The organism is Streptomyces sp. NPDC058964, from assembly GCF_042741275.1.
Classification (GTDB): domain Bacteria; phylum Actinomycetota; class Actinomycetes; order Streptomycetales; family Streptomycetaceae; genus Streptomyces.
Map to the genome: position 1 here is coordinate 1 of NZ_JBHYKH010000032.1, position 21,331 is coordinate 21,331.

General features: G+C 70.8%; 21 protein-coding genes and 4 pseudogenes. 15 read left to right on the plus strand and 10 right to left on the minus strand.

The features are described from left to right. The 4 genes and pseudogenes from ACFW2E_RS06505 to ACFW2E_RS06520 all read right to left on the minus strand — a co-directional run. Window positions 1-408: pseudogene (locus ACFW2E_RS06505) on the minus strand (hypothetical protein); the annotation flags it as partial. A 180-nt stretch (window positions 409-588) separates the two neighbouring features. Further along, entirely contained in the window at window positions 589-1,596 is a 1,008-nt protein-coding gene (gene galE, locus ACFW2E_RS06510) for a UDP-glucose 4-epimerase GalE (RefSeq protein ID WP_384462327.1), read from the minus strand. A gap of 449 nt (window positions 1,597-2,045) precedes the next feature. Continuing rightward, the gene (locus ACFW2E_RS06515) at window positions 2,046-3,419 is read right to left on the minus strand and encodes an ATP-binding protein (protein WP_384462330.1); all 1,374 of its coding nucleotides are present in this window, start codon (window positions 3,417-3,419) and stop codon (window positions 2,046-2,048) included. Then, complete coding sequence (locus ACFW2E_RS06520) at window positions 3,416-4,087, minus strand: response regulator transcription factor (RefSeq protein WP_384462332.1); 672 nt, start codon at window positions 4,085-4,087, stop codon at window positions 3,416-3,418. Before ACFW2E_RS06520 ends, ACFW2E_RS06515 begins: the two co-directional genes overlap by 4 nt. A 152-nt stretch (window positions 4,088-4,239) precedes the next feature. Here ACFW2E_RS06520 and ACFW2E_RS06525 point away from each other — a divergent pair, with 152 nt between their 5' ends. From ACFW2E_RS06525 to ACFW2E_RS06550, 6 genes and pseudogenes are all read left to right on the plus strand, one after another. Continuing rightward, the gene (locus tag ACFW2E_RS06525) at window positions 4,240-4,908 is read left to right on the plus strand and encodes a DUF4956 domain-containing protein (RefSeq protein ID WP_384462335.1); all 669 of its coding nucleotides are present in this window, start codon (window positions 4,240-4,242) and stop codon (window positions 4,906-4,908) included. Then, complete coding sequence (locus tag ACFW2E_RS06530) at window positions 4,905-5,723, plus strand: polyphosphate polymerase domain-containing protein (RefSeq protein WP_384462338.1); 819 nt, start codon at window positions 4,905-4,907, stop codon at window positions 5,721-5,723. Before ACFW2E_RS06525 ends, ACFW2E_RS06530 begins: the two co-directional genes overlap by 4 nt. Continuing rightward, window positions 5,720-6,574, plus strand: a complete 855-nt coding sequence (locus ACFW2E_RS06535; protein ID WP_384462341.1) for a phosphatase PAP2 family protein — start codon at window positions 5,720-5,722, stop codon at window positions 6,572-6,574. Before ACFW2E_RS06530 ends, ACFW2E_RS06535 begins: the two co-directional genes overlap by 4 nt. Before the next feature lie 524 nt (window positions 6,575-7,098). Next, complete coding sequence (locus ACFW2E_RS06540) at window positions 7,099-7,626, plus strand: WxL domain-containing protein (protein WP_384462344.1); 528 nt, start codon at window positions 7,099-7,101, stop codon at window positions 7,624-7,626. Between the two features lie 26 nt (window positions 7,627-7,652). Then, a complete protein-coding gene (locus tag ACFW2E_RS06545; protein WP_384462347.1) occupies window positions 7,653-8,678 on the plus strand; it encodes a peptidase in 1,026 nt (341 codons plus the stop codon). A 428-nt stretch (window positions 8,679-9,106) separates the two neighbouring features. After that, window positions 9,107-10,231 (plus strand): annotated as a pseudogene (locus tag ACFW2E_RS06550) (alkaline phosphatase); the annotation flags it as partial. On the opposite strand, the gene ACFW2E_RS06555 reads toward ACFW2E_RS06550, so the two are convergent. From ACFW2E_RS06555 to ACFW2E_RS06570, 4 genes and pseudogenes are all read right to left on the minus strand, one after another. After that, window positions 10,171-11,325, minus strand: a complete 1,155-nt coding sequence (locus ACFW2E_RS06555; protein ID WP_384462351.1) for a metallophosphoesterase — start codon at window positions 11,323-11,325, stop codon at window positions 10,171-10,173. The pseudogene ACFW2E_RS06550 and the gene ACFW2E_RS06555 sit on opposite strands and share 61 nt — an antisense overlap. 551 nt (window positions 11,326-11,876) lie before the next feature. Further along, window positions 11,877-12,107 (minus strand): annotated as a pseudogene (locus tag ACFW2E_RS06560) (FAD-dependent oxidoreductase); the annotation flags it as partial. Then, on the minus strand, window positions 12,104-12,523 hold the full coding sequence (locus tag ACFW2E_RS06565) for an arsenate reductase ArsC (RefSeq protein WP_384462354.1): 420 nt from the start codon (window positions 12,521-12,523) through the stop codon (window positions 12,104-12,106). The gene ACFW2E_RS06565 and the pseudogene ACFW2E_RS06560, both read right to left, overlap by 4 nt. 46 nt (window positions 12,524-12,569) lie before the next feature. Next, window positions 12,570-13,205, minus strand: a complete 636-nt coding sequence (locus ACFW2E_RS06570) for a three-helix bundle dimerization domain-containing protein (protein WP_384462357.1) — start codon at window positions 13,203-13,205, stop codon at window positions 12,570-12,572. 102 nt (window positions 13,206-13,307) lie between these two features. On the opposite strand from ACFW2E_RS06570, the gene ACFW2E_RS06575 reads away from it, so the two are divergent. From ACFW2E_RS06575 to ACFW2E_RS06585, 3 genes and pseudogenes are all read left to right on the plus strand, one after another. Next, a complete protein-coding gene (locus ACFW2E_RS06575) occupies window positions 13,308-13,622 on the plus strand; it encodes an ArsR/SmtB family transcription factor (protein WP_384462360.1) in 315 nt (104 codons plus the stop codon). A 61-nt stretch (window positions 13,623-13,683) separates the two neighbouring features. Then, window positions 13,684-14,484: an aquaporin gene (locus ACFW2E_RS06580; RefSeq protein ID WP_384462363.1), complete on the plus strand. Its 801-nt coding sequence runs from the start codon at window positions 13,684-13,686 to the stop codon at window positions 14,482-14,484. Beyond that, window positions 14,481-14,600 (plus strand): annotated as a pseudogene (locus ACFW2E_RS06585) (NAD(P)-binding protein); the annotation flags it as partial. The gene ACFW2E_RS06580 and the pseudogene ACFW2E_RS06585, both read left to right, overlap by 4 nt. Before the next feature lie 639 nt (window positions 14,601-15,239). On the opposite strand, the gene ACFW2E_RS06590 reads toward ACFW2E_RS06585, so the two are convergent. Next, window positions 15,240-15,605 (minus strand): ArsR/SmtB family transcription factor, encoded by a 366-nt coding sequence (locus tag ACFW2E_RS06590; RefSeq protein ID WP_384462366.1) that lies wholly within the window; start codon window positions 15,603-15,605, stop codon window positions 15,240-15,242. A gap of 194 nt (window positions 15,606-15,799) precedes the next feature. Here ACFW2E_RS06590 and ACFW2E_RS06595 point away from each other — a divergent pair, with 194 nt between their 5' ends. From ACFW2E_RS06595 to ACFW2E_RS06615, 5 genes are all read left to right on the plus strand, one after another. Next, complete coding sequence (locus tag ACFW2E_RS06595) at window positions 15,800-17,167, plus strand: FAD-dependent oxidoreductase (RefSeq protein WP_384462369.1); 1,368 nt, start codon at window positions 15,800-15,802, stop codon at window positions 17,165-17,167. Between the two features lie 28 nt (window positions 17,168-17,195). After that, on the plus strand, window positions 17,196-17,654 hold the full coding sequence (locus ACFW2E_RS06600; protein ID WP_384462372.1) for an ArsI/CadI family heavy metal resistance metalloenzyme: 459 nt from the start codon (window positions 17,196-17,198) through the stop codon (window positions 17,652-17,654). Between the two features lie 5 nt (window positions 17,655-17,659). After that, complete coding sequence (locus ACFW2E_RS06605; RefSeq protein WP_384462375.1) at window positions 17,660-17,953, plus strand: hypothetical protein; 294 nt, start codon at window positions 17,660-17,662, stop codon at window positions 17,951-17,953. Between the two features lie 312 nt (window positions 17,954-18,265). Next, entirely contained in the window at window positions 18,266-18,622 is a 357-nt protein-coding gene (locus ACFW2E_RS06610) for a hypothetical protein (RefSeq protein WP_384462378.1), read from the plus strand. Beyond that, window positions 18,583-19,032 carry a transposase gene (locus ACFW2E_RS06615; RefSeq protein WP_384462412.1) on the plus strand — a complete coding sequence of 150 codons (450 nt, stop codon included), beginning with the start codon at window positions 18,583-18,585 and terminating at the stop codon, window positions 19,030-19,032. The genes ACFW2E_RS06610 and ACFW2E_RS06615 overlap by 40 nt, the downstream gene beginning before the upstream one ends. Window positions 19,033-19,550: 518 nt before the next feature. Here ACFW2E_RS06615 and ACFW2E_RS06620 read toward each other — a convergent pair. Then, window positions 19,551-20,216: a TetR/AcrR family transcriptional regulator gene (locus tag ACFW2E_RS06620; RefSeq protein WP_051371398.1), complete on the minus strand. Its 666-nt coding sequence runs from the start codon at window positions 20,214-20,216 to the stop codon at window positions 19,551-19,553. 156 nt (window positions 20,217-20,372) lie between these two features. Between ACFW2E_RS06620 and ACFW2E_RS06625 the strand changes: the two genes are divergently transcribed. Further along, a complete protein-coding gene (locus ACFW2E_RS06625) occupies window positions 20,373-21,326 on the plus strand; it encodes a fumarylacetoacetate hydrolase family protein (RefSeq protein WP_384462382.1) in 954 nt (317 codons plus the stop codon). Window positions 21,327-21,331 lie beyond the last annotated feature (5 nt).

The window sequence follows — 21,331 nt, forward strand, 5'->3', positions numbered from 1 at the left end:
GCCGAACAGGCCGGAGCCTCCGTTGCCGCCCTTGCCGCCGTTGCCGCCGATGACACCGTCGCCACCGCCGCCACCGCCGCCGCCACCGCCGCCGGACAGAATGCCGTTGCCGCCGTTGCCGCCGTTTCCGCCGGTGCCGCCCACGCCCAGGACGCTGCCGCCACCGGAGCCACCGGAGCCACCGCCGCCGCCGATCAGGCCGCCGCCGCCGTCACCACCGTCACCACCGGCGCCACCGCCCTGGACGAAGCTCGCGACTCCCATGGCGGGCATCGGGGCCGCCATCGCGGCGGACGCCGGGAGGACGATGCCACCGGTAATCACCGCGGCGGATGCGAAGAGCGTCGCGAGACGAAATCCCCGGCGCTTGGAACGGCCGTCGTTGGGGGTACGAAAAACACGGTTCATGGTCTTTCTCCTGTCGATACGCGGGGCGTAATTCCTTTTTGGATTTCCTCTCCGGATTTCCTCTCCGGTGAGGCCCGCACTTCAATTACGCCCCAGCTGAACCGCAGGGTCACGTTCCGACGAGTCGTGACTTGACCAGGCAGGATCGATCGGGTAAAAGGCCCATAAGCAGTGGGGCCGTCAGTCGGACAGGTCGATGACGGACTCCCGCTTGGCGAACCAGGCGAGCGTGTCCCGGATCCCTTCTTCGAGGGAGTGCTTCGGACGCCAGTCGAGGAGTTCCCCGGCTCGTCCGCTCCGGCAGAACGCGCCGGCGTTGTCACCGGGGCGGGGGCCTGCCTCGACCGCCGTCAGCGGCGCGCCGTTGACCGACGCGAAGGCGTCGAGCAGTTCGCGGACCGTGGTGCCCGTACCGGTTCCGAGGTTGATCACCTGGTACGTGGGCCCGCCGTCGGCGGGCAGGAAGAGGTCGAAGCGGCGCAGGGCCTGGACATGGGCCTGCGCCAGGTCCCAGACGTGCACGTAGTCGCGAATGCCGGACCCGTCCCGGGTGGGCCAGTCGACGCCCGTGATGGTGAACGGCTCACCGCTGTCGAGCGCCTCGATCATCTTGCCCAGCGCGTGGCTGGGCCGGCGCACCTGCAGCCCGGTGCGCAGCTCGGGGTCCGCGCCGATGGGGTTGAAGTAGCGGAGGGACACCACCCTGATGTCCCCGGTGGAGCTGATGTCCTCGAGCGCCGTCTCGAACAGGGCCTTGGTCCGGGCGTAGGGACTCAGCGGGGCCAGCGGCGCCTCCTCGTCCACGGCGAAGTCCTCGCCCGCGTCGTAGATCGAGGCGGAGGAGCTGAAGACGAAGCGCCGGCAGCCGTTGCGGATGACGTGTCCGACGAAGTCGATGCCCTTGGCCACATTCTCCGTGTAGTAGCGGAGCGGCTGGGCGACGGACTCCGGTACGACGATGAGCGCGGCGCAGTCGATGACCGCCTCGATCCCGGGGTGCTCGGCGAAGATGCGGTCGACGAGCGGGCCGTCGGCGATGTCGCCTTCGTAGAACGCGCGTCCCTCGGTGAACTCCTTGCGGCCGGTGACGAGGTTGTCCAGGATGACCGGCTCGATGCCGCTGTCCAGGCAGGCGGAGGCGACGGTGCTGCCGATGAAGCCGGCACCGCCGGCGATGAGGACCTTCATACACGTTCCTTACCGAGGGGAATGATCACGGCTTGCGCCATAGGCCCGAAGATAGTCGAGCCGGTCGGCCGATCCGGGGCGGCAAAAGTCCAGTTGGCCGCCTCCAGGACCAACGCCGTTGTGGGGGAACGGTGTTGAGTCGCCTCAGCGCAGCTCGTGCCGCACCGTGGTGAGCATCACGTCAAGGGACTGATCCGGGTGGCCAAAGGACGCGAAGTGGCCCGCCCCGTGGATCGGGGCGAAGTCCCTGACCGGGGCGGCGACCACGTCGACGAAGCGGTCGGCCGGGCATGGTGGGCCCAGTCGCCGCGACCGCCGCCGATGGTGTCCCGGTCGGTGCCGACGCAGGCCGAGTACGGCTCGGGGCGGTTGCGGGCGAGGCGGAGGCCGGTGACCTTGCCGAAAAAGCTGGCGCCCAGGAGGAGTCTGCCGACGCCGCCGCGCGCCGTTCAGCAGGGCAGGTCGAGGGTGACGGCGCCCCCGTGCCCGGTGTTCTCGGCGTGCGCGGTGCCGCCGTGGGCGGTGGCCACCGCCTGTACGAAGGCGAGCCCGAGGCCGGAGCCCTCGCTGGTGCGGCTCGCTTCGGCACGGGCGAAGCGGTCGAACGCCCGGGGCAGGAACTCCGCTGGGAAGCCGGGCCCCTCGTCCGTGACGCGCACCCGCAGCCTGCCCTCCTGGACCGCGGCGGTGAGGCGGACGGTCCCGTCGCCGTGGCGCAGGGCGTTGCCGACCAGGTTGCCGATGGCCGGCACCAGCCATCGGGCGTCGACGTCGACGGTCGTGTCCGCCGCCTCGGCGTCCAGGCGGCGTCCGGACCGCTCGGCGGTGCGCAGATGCGGGGCCACGGCGGTCCCGACCAGGTCGGCGAGTCGTACGGCGGACCGGGCGACGTGGTCGGTGCTGCCGAGCTCTTCCAGGTCCAGCAGGGCGTTGGAGAGAACGATCAGGCGCTGGACCTCGTCGTCCACGGAGCGCAGGGTCTCGGTCAGTTCCTCGGCCGAGCGGGGGCGGTGCAGCGCGACGTCGACCTCGGCCCGCAGCAGGGACAGCGGGGTGCGCAGCTCGTGGCTGGCGTCCGCAACGAACCGGCGCTCACGCACGGCGGACGCCTCCAGGCGGTCGAGCATGCGGTTGAGGGTGTGGCCGAGACGGGTGATCTCGTCGTCGCGGTCGGCCGGCACGTCCAGGCGCAGGTTCTGGGCGCCGTCGGCGAGGGTCGCTGCCGCGGTGCGGTAGCGCTCGACGGGACGCAGGGCGGCGCGGGCGGTGCGGTAGCCGACGTACGAGGCGGCGATCAGCGTCAGGCCGGAGGCCAGGGCGAGCTGGGCGAGGAGTTCACGCAGGGCCTCGTCGCGGTGCCCTCGTCGTACGGCCGCGACGACGACGCGGGGCGTTCCGCCGGCCGTGACGCGCTTGGCCTGGAGGCGCAACGTGTCCGGAGTGATCGGCAGCAGGGCGCCCACGTCACGTCGTACCGTGTGCCCGCGTACGGCCGAGCCGAGTTCGGCGGGAGTGAGCAGCGCCCGACGGTGCGTGGCGTCACTGGCGGACAGGACACGGCCCCGCGCGTCGAGGACCTGGTAGAGGCTGCCGCTGGGGCCCGGCGGGAACGCGGCCCCCGAGCGCACTGCCCGGTCGAGGCTGTGCTGGTAGGCGGCCAGGTCGTCGTGCAGCTGCCGGTCCAGGGCGGTCTGGACGCGCCAGTAGACCAGCCCGGCCGCTCCGGCCAGGACCAGTGACATGGTGACGGCGACGGCGAGCACCAGACGCGTGACCACCGGCAGCCGGCCGAACCGGGCCGGCGGCCCGCCGGGCAGGCTCACGGCGCGGTCTCCAGGCGGTACCCGCGTCCGCGCAGGGTCGTGATCGTCGTACGGTCGAAGGCCCGGTCCACCTTGGCGCGCACCTTGGAGACGTGCACGTCTATGGCGTTGCTGCGCAGGTCCGTCTCCCCGTCCCAGACCTCGTCGAGCAGCCGCAGCCGGGTCACCACCCGGCCGGCGTTCTCCATCAGCACGCGCAGCACGGCGAACTCCCGACGGGACAGGTCGAGCTCCGTGTCCGCCCGCCACGCCCGCTGCCGCTCGGGATCGAGGACGAGGTCGCCCACCTGGAGCCGGCCGGAGGAGTCGGGGCGGCGCCGGGATATCGCGCGCAGTCGGGCCAGCACCTCCTCCATGGCGAAGGGTTTGACCACGTAGTCGTCGGCGCCGGCGTCCAGCCCCGCGACCCGCTCGCTGATCGCGCCGCGCGCGGTGAGCAGGATCACGGGGACGTCGATGCCCTCGCCACGCAGCCTCCGGCACACCTCGACGCCGTCCATACCCGGCAGCATCACGTCCAGGACGATTCCGTCCAGGCGGGGGTCACGGGCGGCGGCAAGGCCGGAGGGACCGTCGTAACGGCCTTCGGCGGTGTGCCCGGATTCGGTGAGGTAGCGGACGACGAGGTCCGTGAGGCGGGTCTCGTCGTCGACGACCAGGTAGTGCATGCCGGCCAGGCTAACCGCCCGCGGGCCCGGCTCCGGGCGCCGGAAAGGCTTCATGATCTGTTCATGTGAAATCCCTACCGTCCTTCACGTCGCGGCCCACCGCGGGCCGTGGCCGGTCCGCCGTTCGACGTGCCGGGACGGAAGGGACTGTCATGGACACCACGGTGCTCGCCGCGAAGGGCATCACCGACCACATCGCGCCCGCCGACCTCACCGCGCGAGGCGGACTGGACATCGTCGCCCTGCTGATCCTGGTCGGGTGGCTGTACCGGCGCCGCCCCAGCGCACCGGCGATGCCGCTGGTCCTGGTCGCACTGAACACCGGTCTGTTCGCGGCGATGAGCACCATCAGCGCGGGCAAGTTCCCCGCCGGGGTCGGCTTCGGTCTGTTCGGCATCCTCTCCCTGGTCCGCCTGCGCAGCGCGGCCTTCACCCTGCGCGACGTCGCCTACACCTTCGTGGCCCTGGTGATGGCCCTGTGCACCGGGCTTCCGCAGCGCGACAGCTGGCTCGTCATCGCGTTGGACGCGGTGGTGCTGGTGGCGGTCCTGCTGGTGGACGACCCCCGCGCCTACGAGCCGCCGACCCGCGCGGTGAAACTCACGCTGGACCGCGTCTACGGCGACCCCGCGCTGATCGCCCAGGACGTCGCGCACCGTTTCGGCCGGACCCCGCTGTCGGTGACGGTCGACGAGGTCGACTATGTCCGCGAGACCACCCGGGTCTCCGCCCGCTACCCGGCCGTACCGGGCGAGTCCGCCGCCACGCAGGAACCGGCCGCGCAGGACGCCGAGCCGCGCGAGCAGGTGTCCGCCACATGACACCGGCTGCGTCCCTCGCGGGCGGCCTCGGCCTGCCCGCGCTGCGCGGAGCCACGCTCGCCGAGGTCGACGCGGCCGCCGCGCTCCAGCACCGCACCGACCGCAAGTACCTGCTCTCCCTCGACCGCGCGCGCCTCCTCGTCGACCGGCTCGCCGACAGTCACCACGTCCTGGACCTGGCCGGACGCCGTACGACGAGCTACCTCAGCACGTACTTCGACACCGAGCGGCTCGGCGCCTGGCGCGCCCACGTCCAGCGGCGCCGCCGCCGCTGGAAGGTCCGCACCCGCCTGTACGCGGAGGACGGACTGTGCCGGGTGGAGGTGAAGACGAAGGACGGGCGGGGCGCCACCGTCAAACACGCCCTCAAGGTCCCCACCGGTGCCTACGGTCAACTGGACGCCGACGCGGCCGAGTTCGTCGACCGTGTGCTGCGGCGAGCGGACATCCCGGTCAGCGCCGCGACGCTGTCCCCCGCGGCGGAGATCCGCTATGTCCGCGCGGCCCTCGCGGACCTCGGCCACGGGACGCGCGTCACCCTCGACGGCAGCCTCACCTGTCATCTCGGAGACCGCACCGCGGCCCTCGCCCCCGGACAGGTCCTCGTCGAGACCAAGGGCGGCGCCCGGCCCGCTCCGGCCGACCGCCTCCTGCTGGGCCTGGGCGCCCGGCCCGTCTCCGTGAGCAAGTACATCGTCGGTCAGTCGCTGCTCACACCCGGCCTGCCGGACAACGACGTACGCCGTCTCGCGCGCACCCACTTCACCGTCGACGCCCGTCCCGTTCCGCACCCCGAAAGGACCCCGGCCTCATGAACGCTCTGCGCCGCATCAAATGGCAGTACGCGATCATCGCCCTGCTCGCCGTGGCGGCCGCCGCGTTCGGACTGCTGCGACCGCAACCCGTTGCCCCGGCCTCCACGGCGAAGCAGAAGCCGTCGGCGACCGACCGGATCAAGCGGAATCCGCCCCCGGCCCTCTTCACGGACGCCGACATCACCCCGATCGGCAAGCAGGCCGCTGCCCAGCGCGCGAAGGCCGACGCCCTCTTCGCCCAGTGGAAGCGGGCGCACGGCACCACCCGCGACGACAAGACGTTCGCCGCCTGGGCCGCACGGCAGGTCCCCGCACCGCCCACCGCGAAGCAGCGGACCGCCCAGCTCCATCAGGTCCAGCTACTGGCCAAGACCCGTACGGCCGCCGGGAAGAAGGCGGCCACCTGGCTGGAGCTGAACGGCAAGAAGGACATCTGGAAGCTCTACCTCCACGACCAGCGCGAACTGATTCCCGCCCAGCAGGGCAAGGTGGAGAAGGCCGAACTCAAGGCGGCCCTGAAGCTGGCCAAGTCCATCAGCGACCAGGTCGCGGCCCGCGACAAGCAGCCCGCTCCCTTCGTCCTCGACCCGACCCTGCGCCCCGAGAAGCACATCAAGCCCGGCGCCAAGGGCCCGTACTCCTACCCCTCCCGCCACGCCACGCGCGCCGCGGCAGCCGTCACCTTCCTCGGCGCCCTGTCCCCGCACCGGTCCGCGGACTACCGGTGGATGCAGGACCAGGTCCTCTACTCCCGGCTCTACATGGCCGGCCACGTCACCGGCGACCTGACCGCGGGAACCCTGCTCGGTGACCTCATCGGCGAGTACGAACTCGCCGTCAGCGGGCACTGACCCCCACGAAGGCGAGCCGGTCGCGGCCCGCACAGCGCGGGGCGCCCGGGTCTGTCGAACGAACGCTTTACCGTCCCGACTTCCGCCCTGAGGGGGCTCTCCACCCTGCTGCCGGCGGCGGTCCGCACGGAACTGCTCGGGATCAGCCCCGGGAGCGCGACCGCATGGACCCGGTCCGGAGGACGTCGGTCCCGCTACGCGGCACAGCTCCCCGACCGAACTCACCCCAGAGTATGAGCTTCGGTACCGATCGACCGGCAGGCATGCAGGGCAAGCACCGCTCGGAGGCTCCGGAACTTGGTGCCTGGTGGGAGGCATTCTCTGTCCGGGTCGTCCGCGGCTTGCCGGAAGTGAAGTATCCGGCCTGGAGGGGGCAGTGGGGGACTGGTGTGCCTATTGAGCCGGTCGGCTAGCTGTCGTCGTGTCGGAGCGGGGAACAGCCCCGGGTGGCGGCACCGGACCTCACCATGCGAGTGATCAAGAACCGAGGCGCTGTCGCGTCTCCCTCCGAGAGGAAGAAGAGAATGCGTCGTGGCATTCCCTTGTCGGTGATGCTGTCCACCCTGGCAGTTCTGGCCTGCCCCACATCGGCCTCCGCCGAAGACACCCCGGTGACGCTGGAAGTGACTGGTGGCGGCCTGGGCATCACCGTGCCGGCGGGACCGGTTGACCTGGGTTCGACCGTCGTGAGTTCCAGCCCGCAAACGGTCACCAACCAGCTGGGCAACGTCACTGTGACGGACCAGCGCGGCGGCACTGCCGGCTGGACCGTCACAGCACAGGCCGTGGACTTCACGGGACCCAACAACACGACCATCTCGGTCTCCGCGGCCAACTCCAGTACGTACCACGCCCCCCAGGCAAGCGTGATCGGTACGGCCACGGTGACCCCGAGCGACCTGAGCCCCATGTACCCGCCGGGCCCCGTGCAGGTCGCCACCCAGGTCTCCGGCTCGAACTCGGCCACCTGGAACCCGACGATCTCGATCACAGTCCCCCCGAACTCGCTCGCGGGCACGTACACCTCGACCATCACGCATTCCGTGGCGTGACGTAACACGATCCGAGGATTCTTCTGGTGCACAAGTACATTCCGGCTGGAGCGCTGTGCCTGCTGGCGCTGGCCGGGACCATCAGCGGCCCTCCGTCCGCGATCGCGGCACCCCGTGTCGCGGCGGCGGGGGGCGCCGGCGGTTACGGCAGCTTCTTCGTGCGGCTTCTCGACGTTCCCGCGGACTTGGTCAACGACACACGCGCACGGCAGTACATCATCGACAACCTACGACCCGGCACCACCATCCGCCGACGCGTGGAGGTGGCGAACACCTCCGACGAACCGGCACGCGTGGTGATGTATCCCAGCTCCGCGAGAATCAAGCACGGGTCGTTCATCGGAGCGTTCGAAAGACACAGAAACGAACTGACCTCCTGGACTTCGCTGGACAAGCGGCGGCTCACTGTGCCGCCCCACTCCACGGCCCGTGCGTCCGTGACGATCCGCGTGCCCAGGGACGCGGCCCCTGGCGAGAGATACGGCGTCGTCTGGGCACAGATGTCCGGAGGAAACGGCCCTGGTGTCACCCTGGTCAACCGTGCCGGTGTCCGGCTGTATCTTTCCGTCGGCGGTCACAACCCACCACCGACCGGATTCAGAGTCGACACGATGACCGCCGAACGCGACCGGGCAGGCCGCGCCATCGTCAAAGCACAGGTCCACAACACCGGCGGTCGCGCCCTGGACCTGAGCGGGACCCTGAACCTGACCAAAGTGCGAGGGAGCATCAGCGCCGGCCCCTACCCGGTACAGCTCGGCACCACCCTCGCACCCGGCCAGTCGGAACCCGTGACAGTCCTGGTGACCGACCAGGTGGCCGACGGCCCCTGGCAGGCGACACTCCGCCTCAAGAGCGGCCTGTACGAGGACACCTACCGCGCCTCCATCACTTTCCCCCGCCACCCGGGCCAAAGCCGGCCGGCCAGGGCGCACGCCGTCACCGGCAGCTCCATGGCCCTTTACGGAGGAACGGCCGGGCTTCTCCTGGCTGGTGCCATCCTGCCTGTCACCGTGATGCTGCGCCGCCGAAAGGCAGCGTCACGGCGGTGAGATGACGCGCGGTGTGCAGTGTGCGCTGCCGCGGTCAGCCGCGGCGGCCCCTCACTGGAGCGCCGGTCCATCAAGTCGACCCTGGCCTGCTCCTGACGGCATGCCGAAAACGCCACCCCGACGCGCATCTCCCTCGTGTGACATGTTCCGGATACGCCATCAGGACCAGTCGTTTACCTCTCCTTTGCCGAAACCTGGTGATCTGGCCTGCGTTGATCGCCGCATCCGCACGTCGGACGCCTCAAGGAGTCGTAACCATGACCAGCCCAACCCGCCGTCACCTCATGGTCGCCACCGCTCTGGTCGCCGCGACCACGGCCGCCGTGGCCGTCACGACCGCCGCCGGCGCCTTCGACGGCGCGCAGCAGGCCAAGGCCGCGATCCAGGGCGGGAAGGCGAAGAACGTCATCCTGCTCATCGGTGACGGCATGGGTGACTCGGAGATCACTCTCGCCCGCGACTACACGGTCGGCGCCAACGGCCGCCTGAACATGGACAAGTTCCCGCTGACGGGCGCCTACACGACGTACGCGGTCCACGCCGACGGCACCCCGGACTACGTCACCGACTCCGCGGCGAGCGGCTCCGGCTGGGCGACGGGCGTGAAGACGGTCAACGGCCGTATCTCCAAGACGCCCGGCACCGACAAGGCGGTCCGGACCATCCTGGAGCTGGCCCAGAAGAACGGCTACGCCACCGGCAGCGTCACCACCGCCGAACTCACCGACGCCACGCCCGCCGTGCTCGCCTCCCATGTCACCGACCGGTCCTGCCAGGGCCCGGCCGACATGGCCAAGTGCCCCACCGACACCCTCACCGCGGGTGGTCCCGGCTCGATCGCCGAGCAGTCCGTCAACCACAAGGTCGACGTCCTTCTCGGCGGTGGCAAGCAGCGGTTCGACCAGCAGGTCACCGCCGGTGAGTACCAGGGCCTCACCGTCACCCAGCAGGCGCAGAAACTCGGCTACCAGGTGGTCACGGACAGCGCGGGTCTCCAGGGCGTGAAGGCGGGCAAGCCGGTGCTCGGCCTGTTCGCCTCGGGCAACGTGCCGGTGGAGTGGACCGGCAAGGCCGCCGCCGTCGGTGGCACGGATCCGCAGCGGTGCGTCACCTCCAACCCGAGCCGGCCGTCCACGACGCCGAGCCTCGCGGACTCCGCCACCAAGGCGATCCAGCTGCTGGAGGCCAAGCAGAAGCAGAAGCACTCCAAGCAGGGGTTCTTCCTGCAGATCGAGGGCGCCTCGATCGACAAGCAGGACCACGCCGCCGACCCCTGCGGCCAGATCGGTGAGACCGCCGCCTTCGACCGCGCGGTCAAGGTAGCCCGTGCGTACGCGGCCAAGCACCCCGACACCCTCGTCGTCACCACCGCCGACCACGGCCACACCAGCCAGATCGTCCCGCTTGAGGCCACGCCTCCGGGTCTGTCCTCCACCCTGGTCACCAACGAGGGCCAGCGGCTGAAGGTCAACTACTCGACCAACACGCCCGGTCAGTCCCAGGAGCACACGGGCACCCAGGTCCGTATCGCCGCGCAGGGGCCGCAGGCGTACCGCGTCCTCGGTGTCACCAACCAGACCGACCTGTTCACCACCCTCCGCGAGGCACTGCGCCTGCGCTGAGCCCGGGTGAGAGGAAGGGGGGCCGCCATCCCTCCCCTCCTCGCGTCCGCCTGTGCCGGGGGGGGGGGGGGCCCCCCGGGGCGGCCGGGGGGGGCGGGCGCGGCGCCGTGCAGGGCTCCGGCGAGGTGGGCGCCGTGGCCGGCGAGGCCGGAGGACTCGGCCGTGACGTCGTCCACGCCGGCGACCACGAGGGTGTCGCCACCGCGTTCGAGCAGCAGATGGCGGTTGCGCAGCGGCTCCCAGCCCAGCTCGTCCATCAGGTCGACCCAGCCCTGGGCCTCGCTGTAGTACTCGTGGTTGCCGGTGACGTAGACCCGGGCCCGGGTGGCCTGCACGGTGCCGAGTGGGGCGGCCTGGGCGCGGCGGCGTTCGGCCGTGCCGTCCGCGATGTCTCCGGTGTGGCAGACGAGGTCGGCCTTCAGCGTGTTGACCGTTTCGCAGACCCGCGCCGACCAGCGGGCGCGGTCGAGCGGGCCGTAGTGGGTGTCGGTGATGAGGACGACGCGCGTGCCGTCCAACCCGGCCCCCAGGCGCGGAAGTTGCACGTCCAGGCGGCGTACCCGTGGTACCCGGCGGGCCTCGGCGTACCCCCAGGTGAGCAGCACGGTGGCTGCGCCGAGGACCGCCCAGGTGACGATCCGGGCCCGGTCCTGGCCGTCGCCGACGCCGGTCACGGTCAGGGCGAGCCGCAGCGGGACCCCGAGCACGACGGACCAGGCGAACAGGGTCCAGATGGTGCCCAGCAGGGTGTCTCCGACGATCGCCGCCCAGTCCTGCTGGCGTCGGCCGTGGCCGCGGACCATCGCGAGCGGCATGCCGATGAGGCCGAGGGCGAACAGGGCGGTGCCGGCGAGCGTGACAGGGAGCGGCCAGTGCTGGCCGGTGTGCAGCAGCAGCCAGCAGGGCACGGTCCACAGCAGGACGGGGGCGATCAGGGGGAGGTAGCGCATCAGGCGGTGCAGTCGGCCCTGCTGAGTCGCGTGCGCTGCACTGTCGGCGGATCGGGTTTCGCTGGTGTCGGTCACGCTTCCCCTCCTTGAGCAACCAGGCTGCCGTCGCGCGCACTGTATCCGGCCGTCCCGGGCCGGTCGGACGGACGGGGTGCTCATGGTGGGCAGTCCCATGTGGCGAGGGGCCCCGAGTTCGCTCGCGGCTCACGCGGTTGGTGACTCTGCTCCCGACCCGGGCCGCGCCGGCTTCGAACGGTGAGGCGTAGAAGTTCCGGAAGCAGTGGAGAGCACAGCCCATCGTCGTGGGCCGGGTGAGATCCGCATGCCGGTGCCGGTCATGCTCAGCTTTTCTGGGTGGGGATGCTGTGACGGGCGGGAGGATGCGTGGGTGCTGTCCCTGGTCCGGGGTCTGGCTCATGACACGCCTGACCGAAGTGTCCTGGTCGCACGAGCCGGCGGTGGATGTCTCGGTGTCGCTGCATGCCGGTTCGGTGGTCTCGTCGGGGGCGGGCCGGTGACCGCGGGCGGGGGCCCGGTGCTGCGGCCGGTCGACTGGCCGACCTTCGACGGCGGCGAGCATCAGGTGGTGGGGCCGGCCGGGACGGCGGTGCGGCTGTGGTCCGCTGTTGGGTGCGGACGGAGGCCAGAAGGTGCCTCGGGCCGTCGATGCCCTCGGGGAAGCCGGGGAAGTTCTCGACCTCGGTCGTCGTGGTGAGCGCACCGCCGACGAAGACGGCGCCGCCGAAGACGAGCGGCTTGAGGTCGGCGCGGGCGCTGTAGAGGGCAGCGGTGTATCCGGCGGGACCGGATCCGAGGACGATGACCGCGCGTATGCCGTTGCCCGTCACGGACGTCAGGCCTCCTGCCGGGCGTCGATCTCGGCGATCAGGGCCTCGATACGGGTCTTGATCTCGTCGCGGATGGGGCGGACGGCCTCGACGCCCTTGCCCGCCGGGTCTTCCAGCGCCCAGTCCAGGTACTTCTTGCCGGGGAAGATCGGGCAGGCGTCGCCGCAGCCCATGGTGATGACATAGTCGGACGCCTGGACGGCCTCGGTGGTCAGGATCTTCGGCTTGGCCGCGGAGATGTCGACGCCGACCTCCTTCATGGCCTCGACCGCGGCGGGGTTGACCTGGTCGCCCGGGATGGAGCCGGCGGAGCGGACCTCGATCCGGTCGCCCGCGAGGTGGGAGAGGAAGCCGGCGGCCATCTGCGAACGCCCGGCGTTGTGGACACAGACGAACAGCACGGAGGCGAGCGGGCTGGAGGACATCGGAACTTCCTTCGTAAGTGGATCAACAGTTGATACGGGGGCGGGTTCAGCTGCTCGGCCGTGAGGTGAGCAACTCGGTGATGTGGGCGTCGATCTCGTCGCGGATGCCGCGGACGACTGCGATCGGTGCGCCCTCGGGGTCGGTGACGGGCCAGTCCAGGTACCGGCGGCCCGGCGGCACGGGACAGGCATCCCCACAGCCCATCGTGATGACGATGTCGGCGGCCTGTACGACCTCGTCCGTCGGCGGCGTGGGGAACGCGTCGGTGAGGTCCACTCCGGCCTCGGTCAGCACCTGCGCGACGACCGGTTCGACGGCGGCGGCCGGGTGTGTTCCCGCAGAGGAGAGCACCACGTCGCCCTGGGCGTGGTGGGCGAGCAGGGCGGCGGCCATCTGGGAGCGGCCGGCGTCGTGGCTGCACACGAACAGCACCCGCGGCAGGCCGCTTCCCGGTGCGCCCTCGATGCGGGAGAGGGCGTCGAGGTGCTCGGTGGCCAGGTGCTCGGCCAGCACGACGAGGTGTGTGCGGACGCGGGCGGGCTCGGCGAGGCGCTCGCAGGAGTCGAGGATCAGGCGCTGGATGGTCTCCGGGGAGAAGCGCCCGCGGTAGCGCACCGAGAGCCGGGCGGTACCGGTCGCGAGGTGTTCGTCGGGCAGGACAGGGGGCGGGCATGCGGTCATGGGAACCCCCTTCGGGGCATGGGCCCCAACTCGTGCTGGGATACGGGTCCAAGGATCAGTCCAGACTGGTATCAGCCTGAAGTGATGTGACAGTATCAGTCCATGCTGACGTCGGTCGACACTGATCTGTTGCGGGTTCTGGCCGACCCGCTCCGCCTCCGGATCGTCACCCTGCTGGCCAAGGAGACGCTCTGCTCCACGCATCTGATCGAGGAGACGGGGGCCAGACAGACCAACCTTTCCAACCATCTGAAGGTGCTGCGCGAGGCGGGGATCGTGGAGACGGAGCCCTGCGGCCGGTTCACCTACTACCGGCTCAAGGCCGACGTCATCGCCTCGCTTGCCGGTCAGTTCGCCGACCTCGCGGAGACCGCGCGCGCCACCGCCGAGAACAACGTCAAGCGGTCCTGCCCCTGATCTTCCGGCGCCCGTCCATCGCCGCGTCCCGTCGCTTCATCGAACGCACCGAGGAGTCCTGTTGACCGCCACCGAGGCCACCGAGCACGACAGAGCCGGGGAATCCGCCATAGCGGCGGACACCGAGCCGCAGCCCGCACCGGGCGCCGCCCTGCCGCAGAGCCCTCCGCTGCTGGCCAAGGCCGCTGCTGAACTGGTCGGCACGGCGGCGCTCGTCGCGGTCGTGGTCGGCTCCGGCATCCAGGCCACCGGGCTGACCAAGGACGTCGGCCTGCAGCTGCTGGCCAACTCCACGGCCACCGTCTTCGGCCTCGGCGTCCTGATCGCCCTGCTCGGACCGGTCTCCGGCGCACACTTCAACCCCGCCGTCACCCTGGCTGAGTGGTTCACTGCCCGCCGCGGCGGCGCCGGCGTCACCCTGCGCGAGGCGGCCGTCTACGTCCCCGCGCAGATCGCCGGGGCGATCGCGGGCACGGTCCTGGCCGATGCGATGTTCGGCGAGCCCCTGGTGAAGTGGTCCACCCACGACCGCTCCGCCGGACACCTGTTCCTCGGCGAGGTCGTCGCCACCGCGGGCCTGATCCTGCTGATCTTCGGCCTGGCCCGCACCGACCGGCTGCGCTTCGCCCCCGTCGCGGTCGCCTCCTACATCGGCGCCGCCTACTGGTTCACCTCGTCCACGTCCTTCGCCAACCCGGCGGTGACGATCGGCCGGGCCTTCACCGACACCTTCGCGGGCATCGCACCCGGCTCGGTTGCGGCCTTCATCGGCATGCAGCTCGTCGGCGCCGTGGTCGGGCTGGCCCTGGTGGCCCTCATCTTCATGCCCGGCCGGACGGCCGAGGAGCAGCCGACCGTATGACGACGGCCTCGCACGTGCTGGTGATCGGCGGCGGTCAGGCCGGGCTCGCCGCCGGCTACCACCTGCGCCGCCTGGGTCTCGACTTCGTCATCCTCGACGCGAAGACCACACCGGGCTGACCGGCTGGGCGCACGCGGCCCGCTGCTCGTTCTGGCGGCCGGGGCCGCGGCCTTCGCCGCCTCCTACGGGCTGTTCGCCGTCAGCGGCACGGCCATCGCCGTTCTGGCAATCCCCTTCCTCCTGGCCGGCGTCGGCATCGGCGCCGTCGGAACAGCGCAACACTCCGCCGTCGCCACACTCGCCCCCAAGGACCTGTGTGGCTCGGCCTTCGGCCTGCTGGTCACGGTGCAGTCCCCGGGCAACCTCGCCGCCTCCGCCGTCGTCGGCGTCCTTGTGGACTGCCTTCTCACCAACGGCCGCCTTCGCCTACCTTCGGTATGGATGCTGCTGGCCCTGTCCGGCTTGGTACTCACGGCCCGCCGGTGAAGCCGGACTGTCCTGAGCGGGACAGGCTGCCCGCAGGTCAGCGGCCCTCGGTCAACGTGAGCTGTCGACGGTGGAAATCGAAGTGCCAGCCGAAGAGCCGCAGCAGGAGCGGCAGCGGCCGGATCAAGTTGCGCGGAGGTCGGCCTCGGCGGCACCGTCGAGGAGCCGGTGGAACGTCGTACGGGCGCGACTCCGCGTGGATCACCTGACGGTCCACCGACGCCCCATCCCCCGAACCACCCGCTCGCTGTTCGGTTTGTGCGGTCGACTCAGCCCAGGGTGCCGAGCATCCGGCCCATTGCGGCGACCACTGACGGCTCTACCCGGTAGTACACCCAGGTGCCGCGCCGCTCGGAAGTCAGCAGCCCGGCATCCTTGAGCTTCTTCAGGTGGTGGGAGACGGTCGGCTGCGAGACGCCGACGTCGGAGATGTCGCACACGCACGCCTCGCCACCCTCGTGCGAGGCGACCAGCGAGAACAGCCGCAACCGCACCGGATCGCCGAGCGCCTTGAACATCCGGGCGCTCTTCTCCGCCTCGTCAGCGGTCAGCGGGCGCTCGGTGAGGGGCGGGCAGCACGCCGCCACGTCGGAGCCCTCCGGGTCCAGCAGCGGCAGCAGCTTCGTATTCGACATGTGTCTATGTTGACACATGTCGAACCAGGCCGGCGAGGGCCGGGCTCGTTCCCCCGGGTGCGGGAGGGAGGGGCGGCGACACGTCGCGCCCATCTCCAGCGAATTCGATGGATGTCTATATTGACGCCTGCCTATTCAAGTGCCATGCTGGCCCGCACAAGCCATCGACAAACGTCGAATCAAAGGGGAACCCAGTGAGCGCGCCCACCACCGACCAGCTGCCCGTCGTGGTCATCGGAGCAGGCCCCATCGGCCTTGCCGCCGCCGCCCACCTCGCCGAGCGCGGCCTCGAACCGCTGGTCCTGGAAGCCGGACCGTTGGCCGGCACCGCCGTACGCGACTGGGCGCACGTGCGGCTGTTCTCCCCCTGGGCCGAGGTCACCGACCCCGCCGCCGAGAAGCTGCTCGCACCGACCGGCTGGGTGCGCCCTGACGGCTCCACCTACCCCACGGGCGGCGACTGGGCCGAGAAGTACCTGCAGCCGCTCGCCGACACCCTCGGCGACAAGGTGCGCTACGGCGCCAAGGTCACCGGCGTCGCCCGCGCCGGCCGCGACCGCACGGTCGACTCCGGCCGCGACGAGCAGCCCTTCACCGTCCACATCCAGATCGCCGGCGGCCAGGAGGAGCGCATCACGGCCCGCGCGGTCATCGACGCTTCCGGCACCTGGTCCGTCCCCAGCCCGATGGGCGCCAACGGCCTGCCCGCCCTCGGGGAGAAGGCGGCCACGGACCGCATCTCCTACCGCGTTCCCGACCTCAGCGACCCGACTGTCCGCGCCAGGTATGCGGGCAGGCGCACCGCCGTCGTCGGCTCGGGCGCCTCCGCCTTCACCGCCCTCGCCCACCTCGCCGACCTCGCAGAGGAGGAGGACGGCACACACGCAGTGTGGATCCTGCGCCGCGGCATCAGCGCGAACACCTACGGCGGCGGCGAAGCCGACCAGCTCCCCGCCCGCGGCGCACTGGGCCTGCGCGCCAAAGCCGCCGTCGAGGCGGGCCACGCCGGCGCGGCAACCGGCTTCCGTACGGAGGCCATCGAGCGGGACACCGAAGGCCGCCTGATCCTGGTCGCCGAGGACGGCCGCCGCCTCGACCCGGTCGACGAGGTCATCGTCCTCACCGGCTTGCGCCCCGACCTCTCCTTCCTCTCCGAGATCCGCCTCGGCCTCGACGAGCGCCTCCAGGCCCCGACCGCCCTCGCCCCGCTCATCGACCCCAACGTGCACTCCTGCGGCACCGTCCACCCGCACGGCGTGAACGAGCTCTCCCACCCCGAGCAGGGCGTCTACCTGGCCGGCATGAAGTCCTACGGCCGCGCCCCCACGTTCCTGGCCATGACCGGCTACGAGCAGGTCCGCTCCATCACCGCCGCCCTCGCTGGCGACCACGAGGCCGCCGAGCGCGTCGAACTGACCCTCCCGGAGACCGGCGTGTGCGGCGGAGCGGGCCTCTTCGACGACCCCGACGCCGCCCAGAGCAGCGAAGGAGGCGGATGCTGCGCAGCCCCCGCCACCCTGCAGATCGGCCTCGGCGTCCCGACCGCCCCCGGCGGCTGCTGAAACCCGCATCCACACCAGGAGGTTCGCCATGTCCCGCGCACAACTCGCCCTGCGTGTTCCGGATCTCGACGCGTCCATCGCCTTCTACAGCAAGCTCTTCGGCACCGAACCCGCCAAACTCCGTGACGGCTACGCCAACTTCGCCATCACCGAACCCCCGCTCAAGCTTGTCCTGATCGAGGGCGCCGCGGGCGAGGCAACCCGCATGGACCACCTCGGCGTCGAGGTCGAGACGCCCGAGGCTGTCCACGCCGCCACCGCCCGCCTGACTGAGGCCGGCCTGGCCACCGACGTGGAGAACGACACGACCTGCTGCTACGCCCTCCAGGACAAGGTCTGGGTCCACGGCCCCGGACAGGAACCCTGGGAGGTCTACGTCGTCAAGGCCGACGCCGACACCCTGGCCAAGCAACAGAGCAGCACCCGCTGCGCCGCCGAGGCCGGGACCGGCGCGAAGGAACCGGTCGCCGCGGACGGCTGCTGCTGACCGGGATGCCCGACCTCCACACCGGCGGGGCCGTGACCGAAGCGGGGAACCGGTCGCGGCCCCGCGCCGTGATGACCACCGGCTCCCTCCTCGGCGCGGCCGCCGTACCAGCCATCGCCCACGCACCCAACCTGCTCGCCTTCACGGCGGCGTGGCTGCTGGCCGGGCTGTCCATGGCGGCCACCTTCTACCAGCCGGCCTTCGCGGCTCTCACCCGCTGGTGGGGAGAGGATCGCGTCCGTGCGCCCACCATCGTCACCCTCGCCGACGGACTGGCCTCCACCGCCTTCGCCCCCTGACGGCCGCTCGCGCCGAATGTCTCAGCCGGCGCACCACCCACACCATCCTGGCGCTGATCCTCGCGGTGGTCACCGTTCCGGCCCACGCGCCGGCCCTGCGAGCCCCATGGCCATCGCCTCCGCCGCACCCCACCCAACGGGCGAGCGACAGTGGTTCGGCGGCCCGTAGCCGACCATTCCTGCTGCTCGCCGCCGCGCTCACCTTCAACGGCTTCGCGATGTACGCCGTCGTGACTGCGTTCGTCCCCCTGCTGACCGAACGCGGAGCCGGCCCCACCGCTGCCGCCTGGGCCTTGGGACTTGATCGCCCGGGTGTACACACTCGCCAAGCGGTCGGCGGTCAAGGCGCGCACCCAGGCGATCAATCAGCTCAAGGCTGTCCTCGTCAGTGCCGCCCCGAACCTGCGGGAAGAACCGGCCGGGCTGGGCAATGCAGACCTTTTCCGTACCTGCGCACGGCTCGCCGACGACAGCAAGGACGACGAGGACGGTGATGAGGCGGTGCCGCGGGCCACCCGCATCACCCTGTGTCTGCCGGCCCAGCGAATCGGGCAGCCACCGAGCAGATCCAGGACTTGGAAGGACGCCTGGCCCGGCTCGTGGAACACCACGCTCCGCAGGTGCTCACGGTGGCGGGTACCGGTCCGGACACGGCCGTCACTTCGCTGATCACGGTAGGGGACAACCCGGAACGCCTGGGCAGTGACGTGTCTTTCGCCGCGCTGTGCGGGGTCAGCCCTGCGGAGCGTTCCGCGGGCGGGCACCGGATCGTGCAGACCCGCCTGCAGCGTCGACCCGCGCACCCAGGACTACCACGAACGCCGCATCAAGGAGGGCAAGACCCGTCGCGAAATTGTCCGATGCCTCAAACGCTACGCTGCCCGGGAGGTCTTCCACCTGGTCGGGCCCACACAGCCATAACCCCCGTTACAGGGGCAGTCTGTGAGAGAGGCGTTCGACGACAAGCCTCTGCAGACGCGGTCGGCGGCGGCTTCCGAGCGGTGCGCTGCAGTGTCCGGCGGTGGCACCGTACCCCTCGGGTTCTGCTCCCCCGAGCACTCGACGCGAGGGCGCAGTGATGACACACGCCTGCGGTAGATGCGGCCCGGGGCCCTTGGCGACCAACAGGCCATAGCCTTCGCCTCTGCAAAGTCGAACGCCTCTGGAGGTCTCTGAGGCGATGCCTGCCCCGCTGAGGGCGCACGAGCTTCTCGTCGGCGGGCTGCTCATGATCGCGCAAGCCTGTCAACATCTCGGAAGCACCTTCACCGACAGCCGTCAGAGCCCCGGCGCCCAGGGGCAGATCACACTGGCCACCCTGCGTTCCCTGGCGCGCTGCTGGTGCGGCAGGTGTCCAGCTGACAGGTGCCTCCGGCTCGACCGAGGTGCTGGTGGACGGAAAGGTCGTCGCCCGGGGCGCCTCCCGGGCAGGCACAACCGTCCTCTGCACGGAGATCCGTCGGGGATCCGCCCCGCCCCCCTTGAGCGTCACATTGGCGGAGATGGGCGACGTGTCTCTGCGCGGGTGCGGCGTGCGGTAGACCGCGTTACGGGCGCCGGTCGCATCCGCATGCGTCACCGAACTTGCTCACCATTGTCAGGTCCGGGGCAGCGATGGCAGGGGCCGAGTGGCGATCTCCTGGGCTTCGGCGCGCGTCATGCCGAACATGCGCAGCAGGCGGAAGGCCAGCTGGTCGGAAACATGCGCGGCGTCGAGGTCCGGGCGGGTCTCCAGTAGGTGGAGCACTCCGAGCAGGGCGCCGCCGACCATGGCCACAGAAGTGCGCGGGTCGTCGATGTCCAGCCGTCCGGTGTCGGCGGCGGCCCGCAGATCCCGCATCGCCTGCGGAGCCAATCCGCTGTCGGAAGTCAGATAGGACATGCCCGTACGGACGAGGATCCTGGCTATCTGTGTGTGGGTGCGCTGCAGCCGGCCGGTCAGGCGGACGCTGGCGGCGAAGATCTCCGCGGGGTCCTTCAGGTCTCCCACGACGGATTCCAGGAGTGCGCCGTGTTCCTCCAGGGTGAGGGCGACGGCCGCGTCGAACAGCTCGTCCTTGCTGGTGAAGTGGTTGTAGAAGGAGCCGAAGCCGACGTCCGCCGCCTCGGTGATCTCCTGGATGCTCACGTCGGTCCGCCCCTGATCCGCGAGGAACCGCTGTGCGGCGGCGATCAGCGCGGCACGGGTGCGCGCCTTGCGTCGGTCCACGCGGTTGGGCGTGTGGCTGGGTGTGTTGGCCCTGCCCTGTCGATCGATACTCATCTCTCCACCATGATCAGGCGAATCAGATTTGATTATTTCATCACGACTGACTGCAGTTGACGGGGTCGTCATCTGGACTGATTCTCTCATCACTGCTGACTGGAGCTGCTCGCGGGAGCGTTCCGGTCGGTGCCTGTCCAGGACTCAGGAGAGCCGATGAGTATCCAGGTCGTCCGCACCAGAGACGGCTGGTGGGTGGAGAGCGGCACAGGACGGCTGCACCGCGTCGACACCGAAGCGGACACCACCGCCGGCCTGCTCGCCGACCGTTCCGCCGTGCAGCAGGCGGCTGCCCGCGCCACGGGTGACCCCGACGCCGGGGTTTCGGTTGGAGAGGCCGAGCTGCTGTCGCCCGTCACCACGCCCTGCCGGGTGGTGGCGCAGATGGTCAACTACCGTTCCCACGCGGTGGACTCCGGATTCGACCCGGACACCGTTCCGCCGGCGTTCTTCCGTAAGGCGTCCGGGTCCGTCAGCGGGCCCTACCAGGACATCAAGCGTCCACAGCACGTGCGTTTCCTGGACTACGAGGTGGAGCTCGGGCTGGTGATGGGTGCCGATCTGCCGGTCGGTACCGAGGTCACCGACTCCACCCTGCCGGCGTTCGTCGCCGCGCTCGTCGTCGCCGACGACGTCAGCGCCCGCGATCTGCAACTGCCCAAGACCCAATTCTACGAGTCCAAGTCGTACCCGACCTTCACACCGCTTGGGCCCCGGCTGCTCCTGGTCGACGCCGACGACCTGGCCCGCCTGCCGGACCTGCGGCTCACCCTCAAGGTCAACGGGGCCACCCGGCAGGACCGCACCACCACGGACATGATCGTCCGGCCCGCCCACGCCCTCGGTCTGCTCGCCCGCTTCCAGCACCTGCAGCCCGGTGACGTCCTGCTCACCGGAACCCCAGGCGGCACCGCCCTGAAGTCTCCGGGCAGGCTCCTGGCCACGCTTGCCGCCCTGATTCCCCCGCACAAGCGCTGGCAGAAGTTCTTCGCCCGCCAGCAGGCGAACCCCGACTACCTCAAGGACGGCGACGTCGTCACGGCCCGTATCGCGACCGACGACGGCGCACTCGATCTCGGCGAGCAGCGCACGGTGGTGCGCGCCCGCTGACGGCT

Coding starts and splice junctions, on each gene's coding strand:
- galE (WP_384462327.1), bottom strand. CDS start 1,596: ATGAAGGTCCTCATCGCCGGCGGTGCCGGCTTCATCGGCAGCACCGTC.
- ACFW2E_RS06530 (WP_384462338.1), top strand. CDS start 4,905: ATGACACCGGCTGCGTCCCTCGCGGGCGGCCTCGGCCTGCCCGCGCTG.
- ACFW2E_RS06590 (WP_384462366.1), bottom strand. CDS start 15,605: ATGTCGAATACGAAGCTGCTGCCGCTGCTGGACCCGGAGGGCTCCGAC.
- ACFW2E_RS06575 (WP_384462360.1), top strand. CDS start 13,308: ATGCTGACGTCGGTCGACACTGATCTGTTGCGGGTTCTGGCCGACCCG.
- ACFW2E_RS06525 (WP_384462335.1), top strand. CDS start 4,240: ATGGACACCACGGTGCTCGCCGCGAAGGGCATCACCGACCACATCGCG.
- ACFW2E_RS06605 (WP_384462375.1), top strand. CDS start 17,660: ATGCCCGACCTCCACACCGGCGGGGCCGTGACCGAAGCGGGGAACCGG.
- ACFW2E_RS06600 (WP_384462372.1), top strand. CDS start 17,196: ATGTCCCGCGCACAACTCGCCCTGCGTGTTCCGGATCTCGACGCGTCC.
- ACFW2E_RS06625 (WP_384462382.1), top strand. CDS start 20,373: ATGAGTATCCAGGTCGTCCGCACCAGAGACGGCTGGTGGGTGGAGAGC.
- ACFW2E_RS06570 (WP_384462357.1), bottom strand. CDS start 13,205: ATGACCGCATGCCCGCCCCCTGTCCTGCCCGACGAACACCTCGCGACC.
- ACFW2E_RS06520 (WP_384462332.1), bottom strand. CDS start 4,087: ATGCACTACCTGGTCGTCGACGACGAGACCCGCCTCACGGACCTCGTC.
- ACFW2E_RS06535 (WP_384462341.1), top strand. CDS start 5,720: ATGAACGCTCTGCGCCGCATCAAATGGCAGTACGCGATCATCGCCCTG.
- ACFW2E_RS06565 (WP_384462354.1), bottom strand. CDS start 12,523: ATGTCCTCCAGCCCGCTCGCCTCCGTGCTGTTCGTCTGTGTCCACAAC.
- ACFW2E_RS06540 (WP_384462344.1), top strand. CDS start 7,099: ATGCGTCGTGGCATTCCCTTGTCGGTGATGCTGTCCACCCTGGCAGTT.
- ACFW2E_RS06620 (WP_051371398.1), bottom strand. CDS start 20,216: ATGAGTATCGATCGACAGGGCAGGGCCAACACACCCAGCCACACGCCC.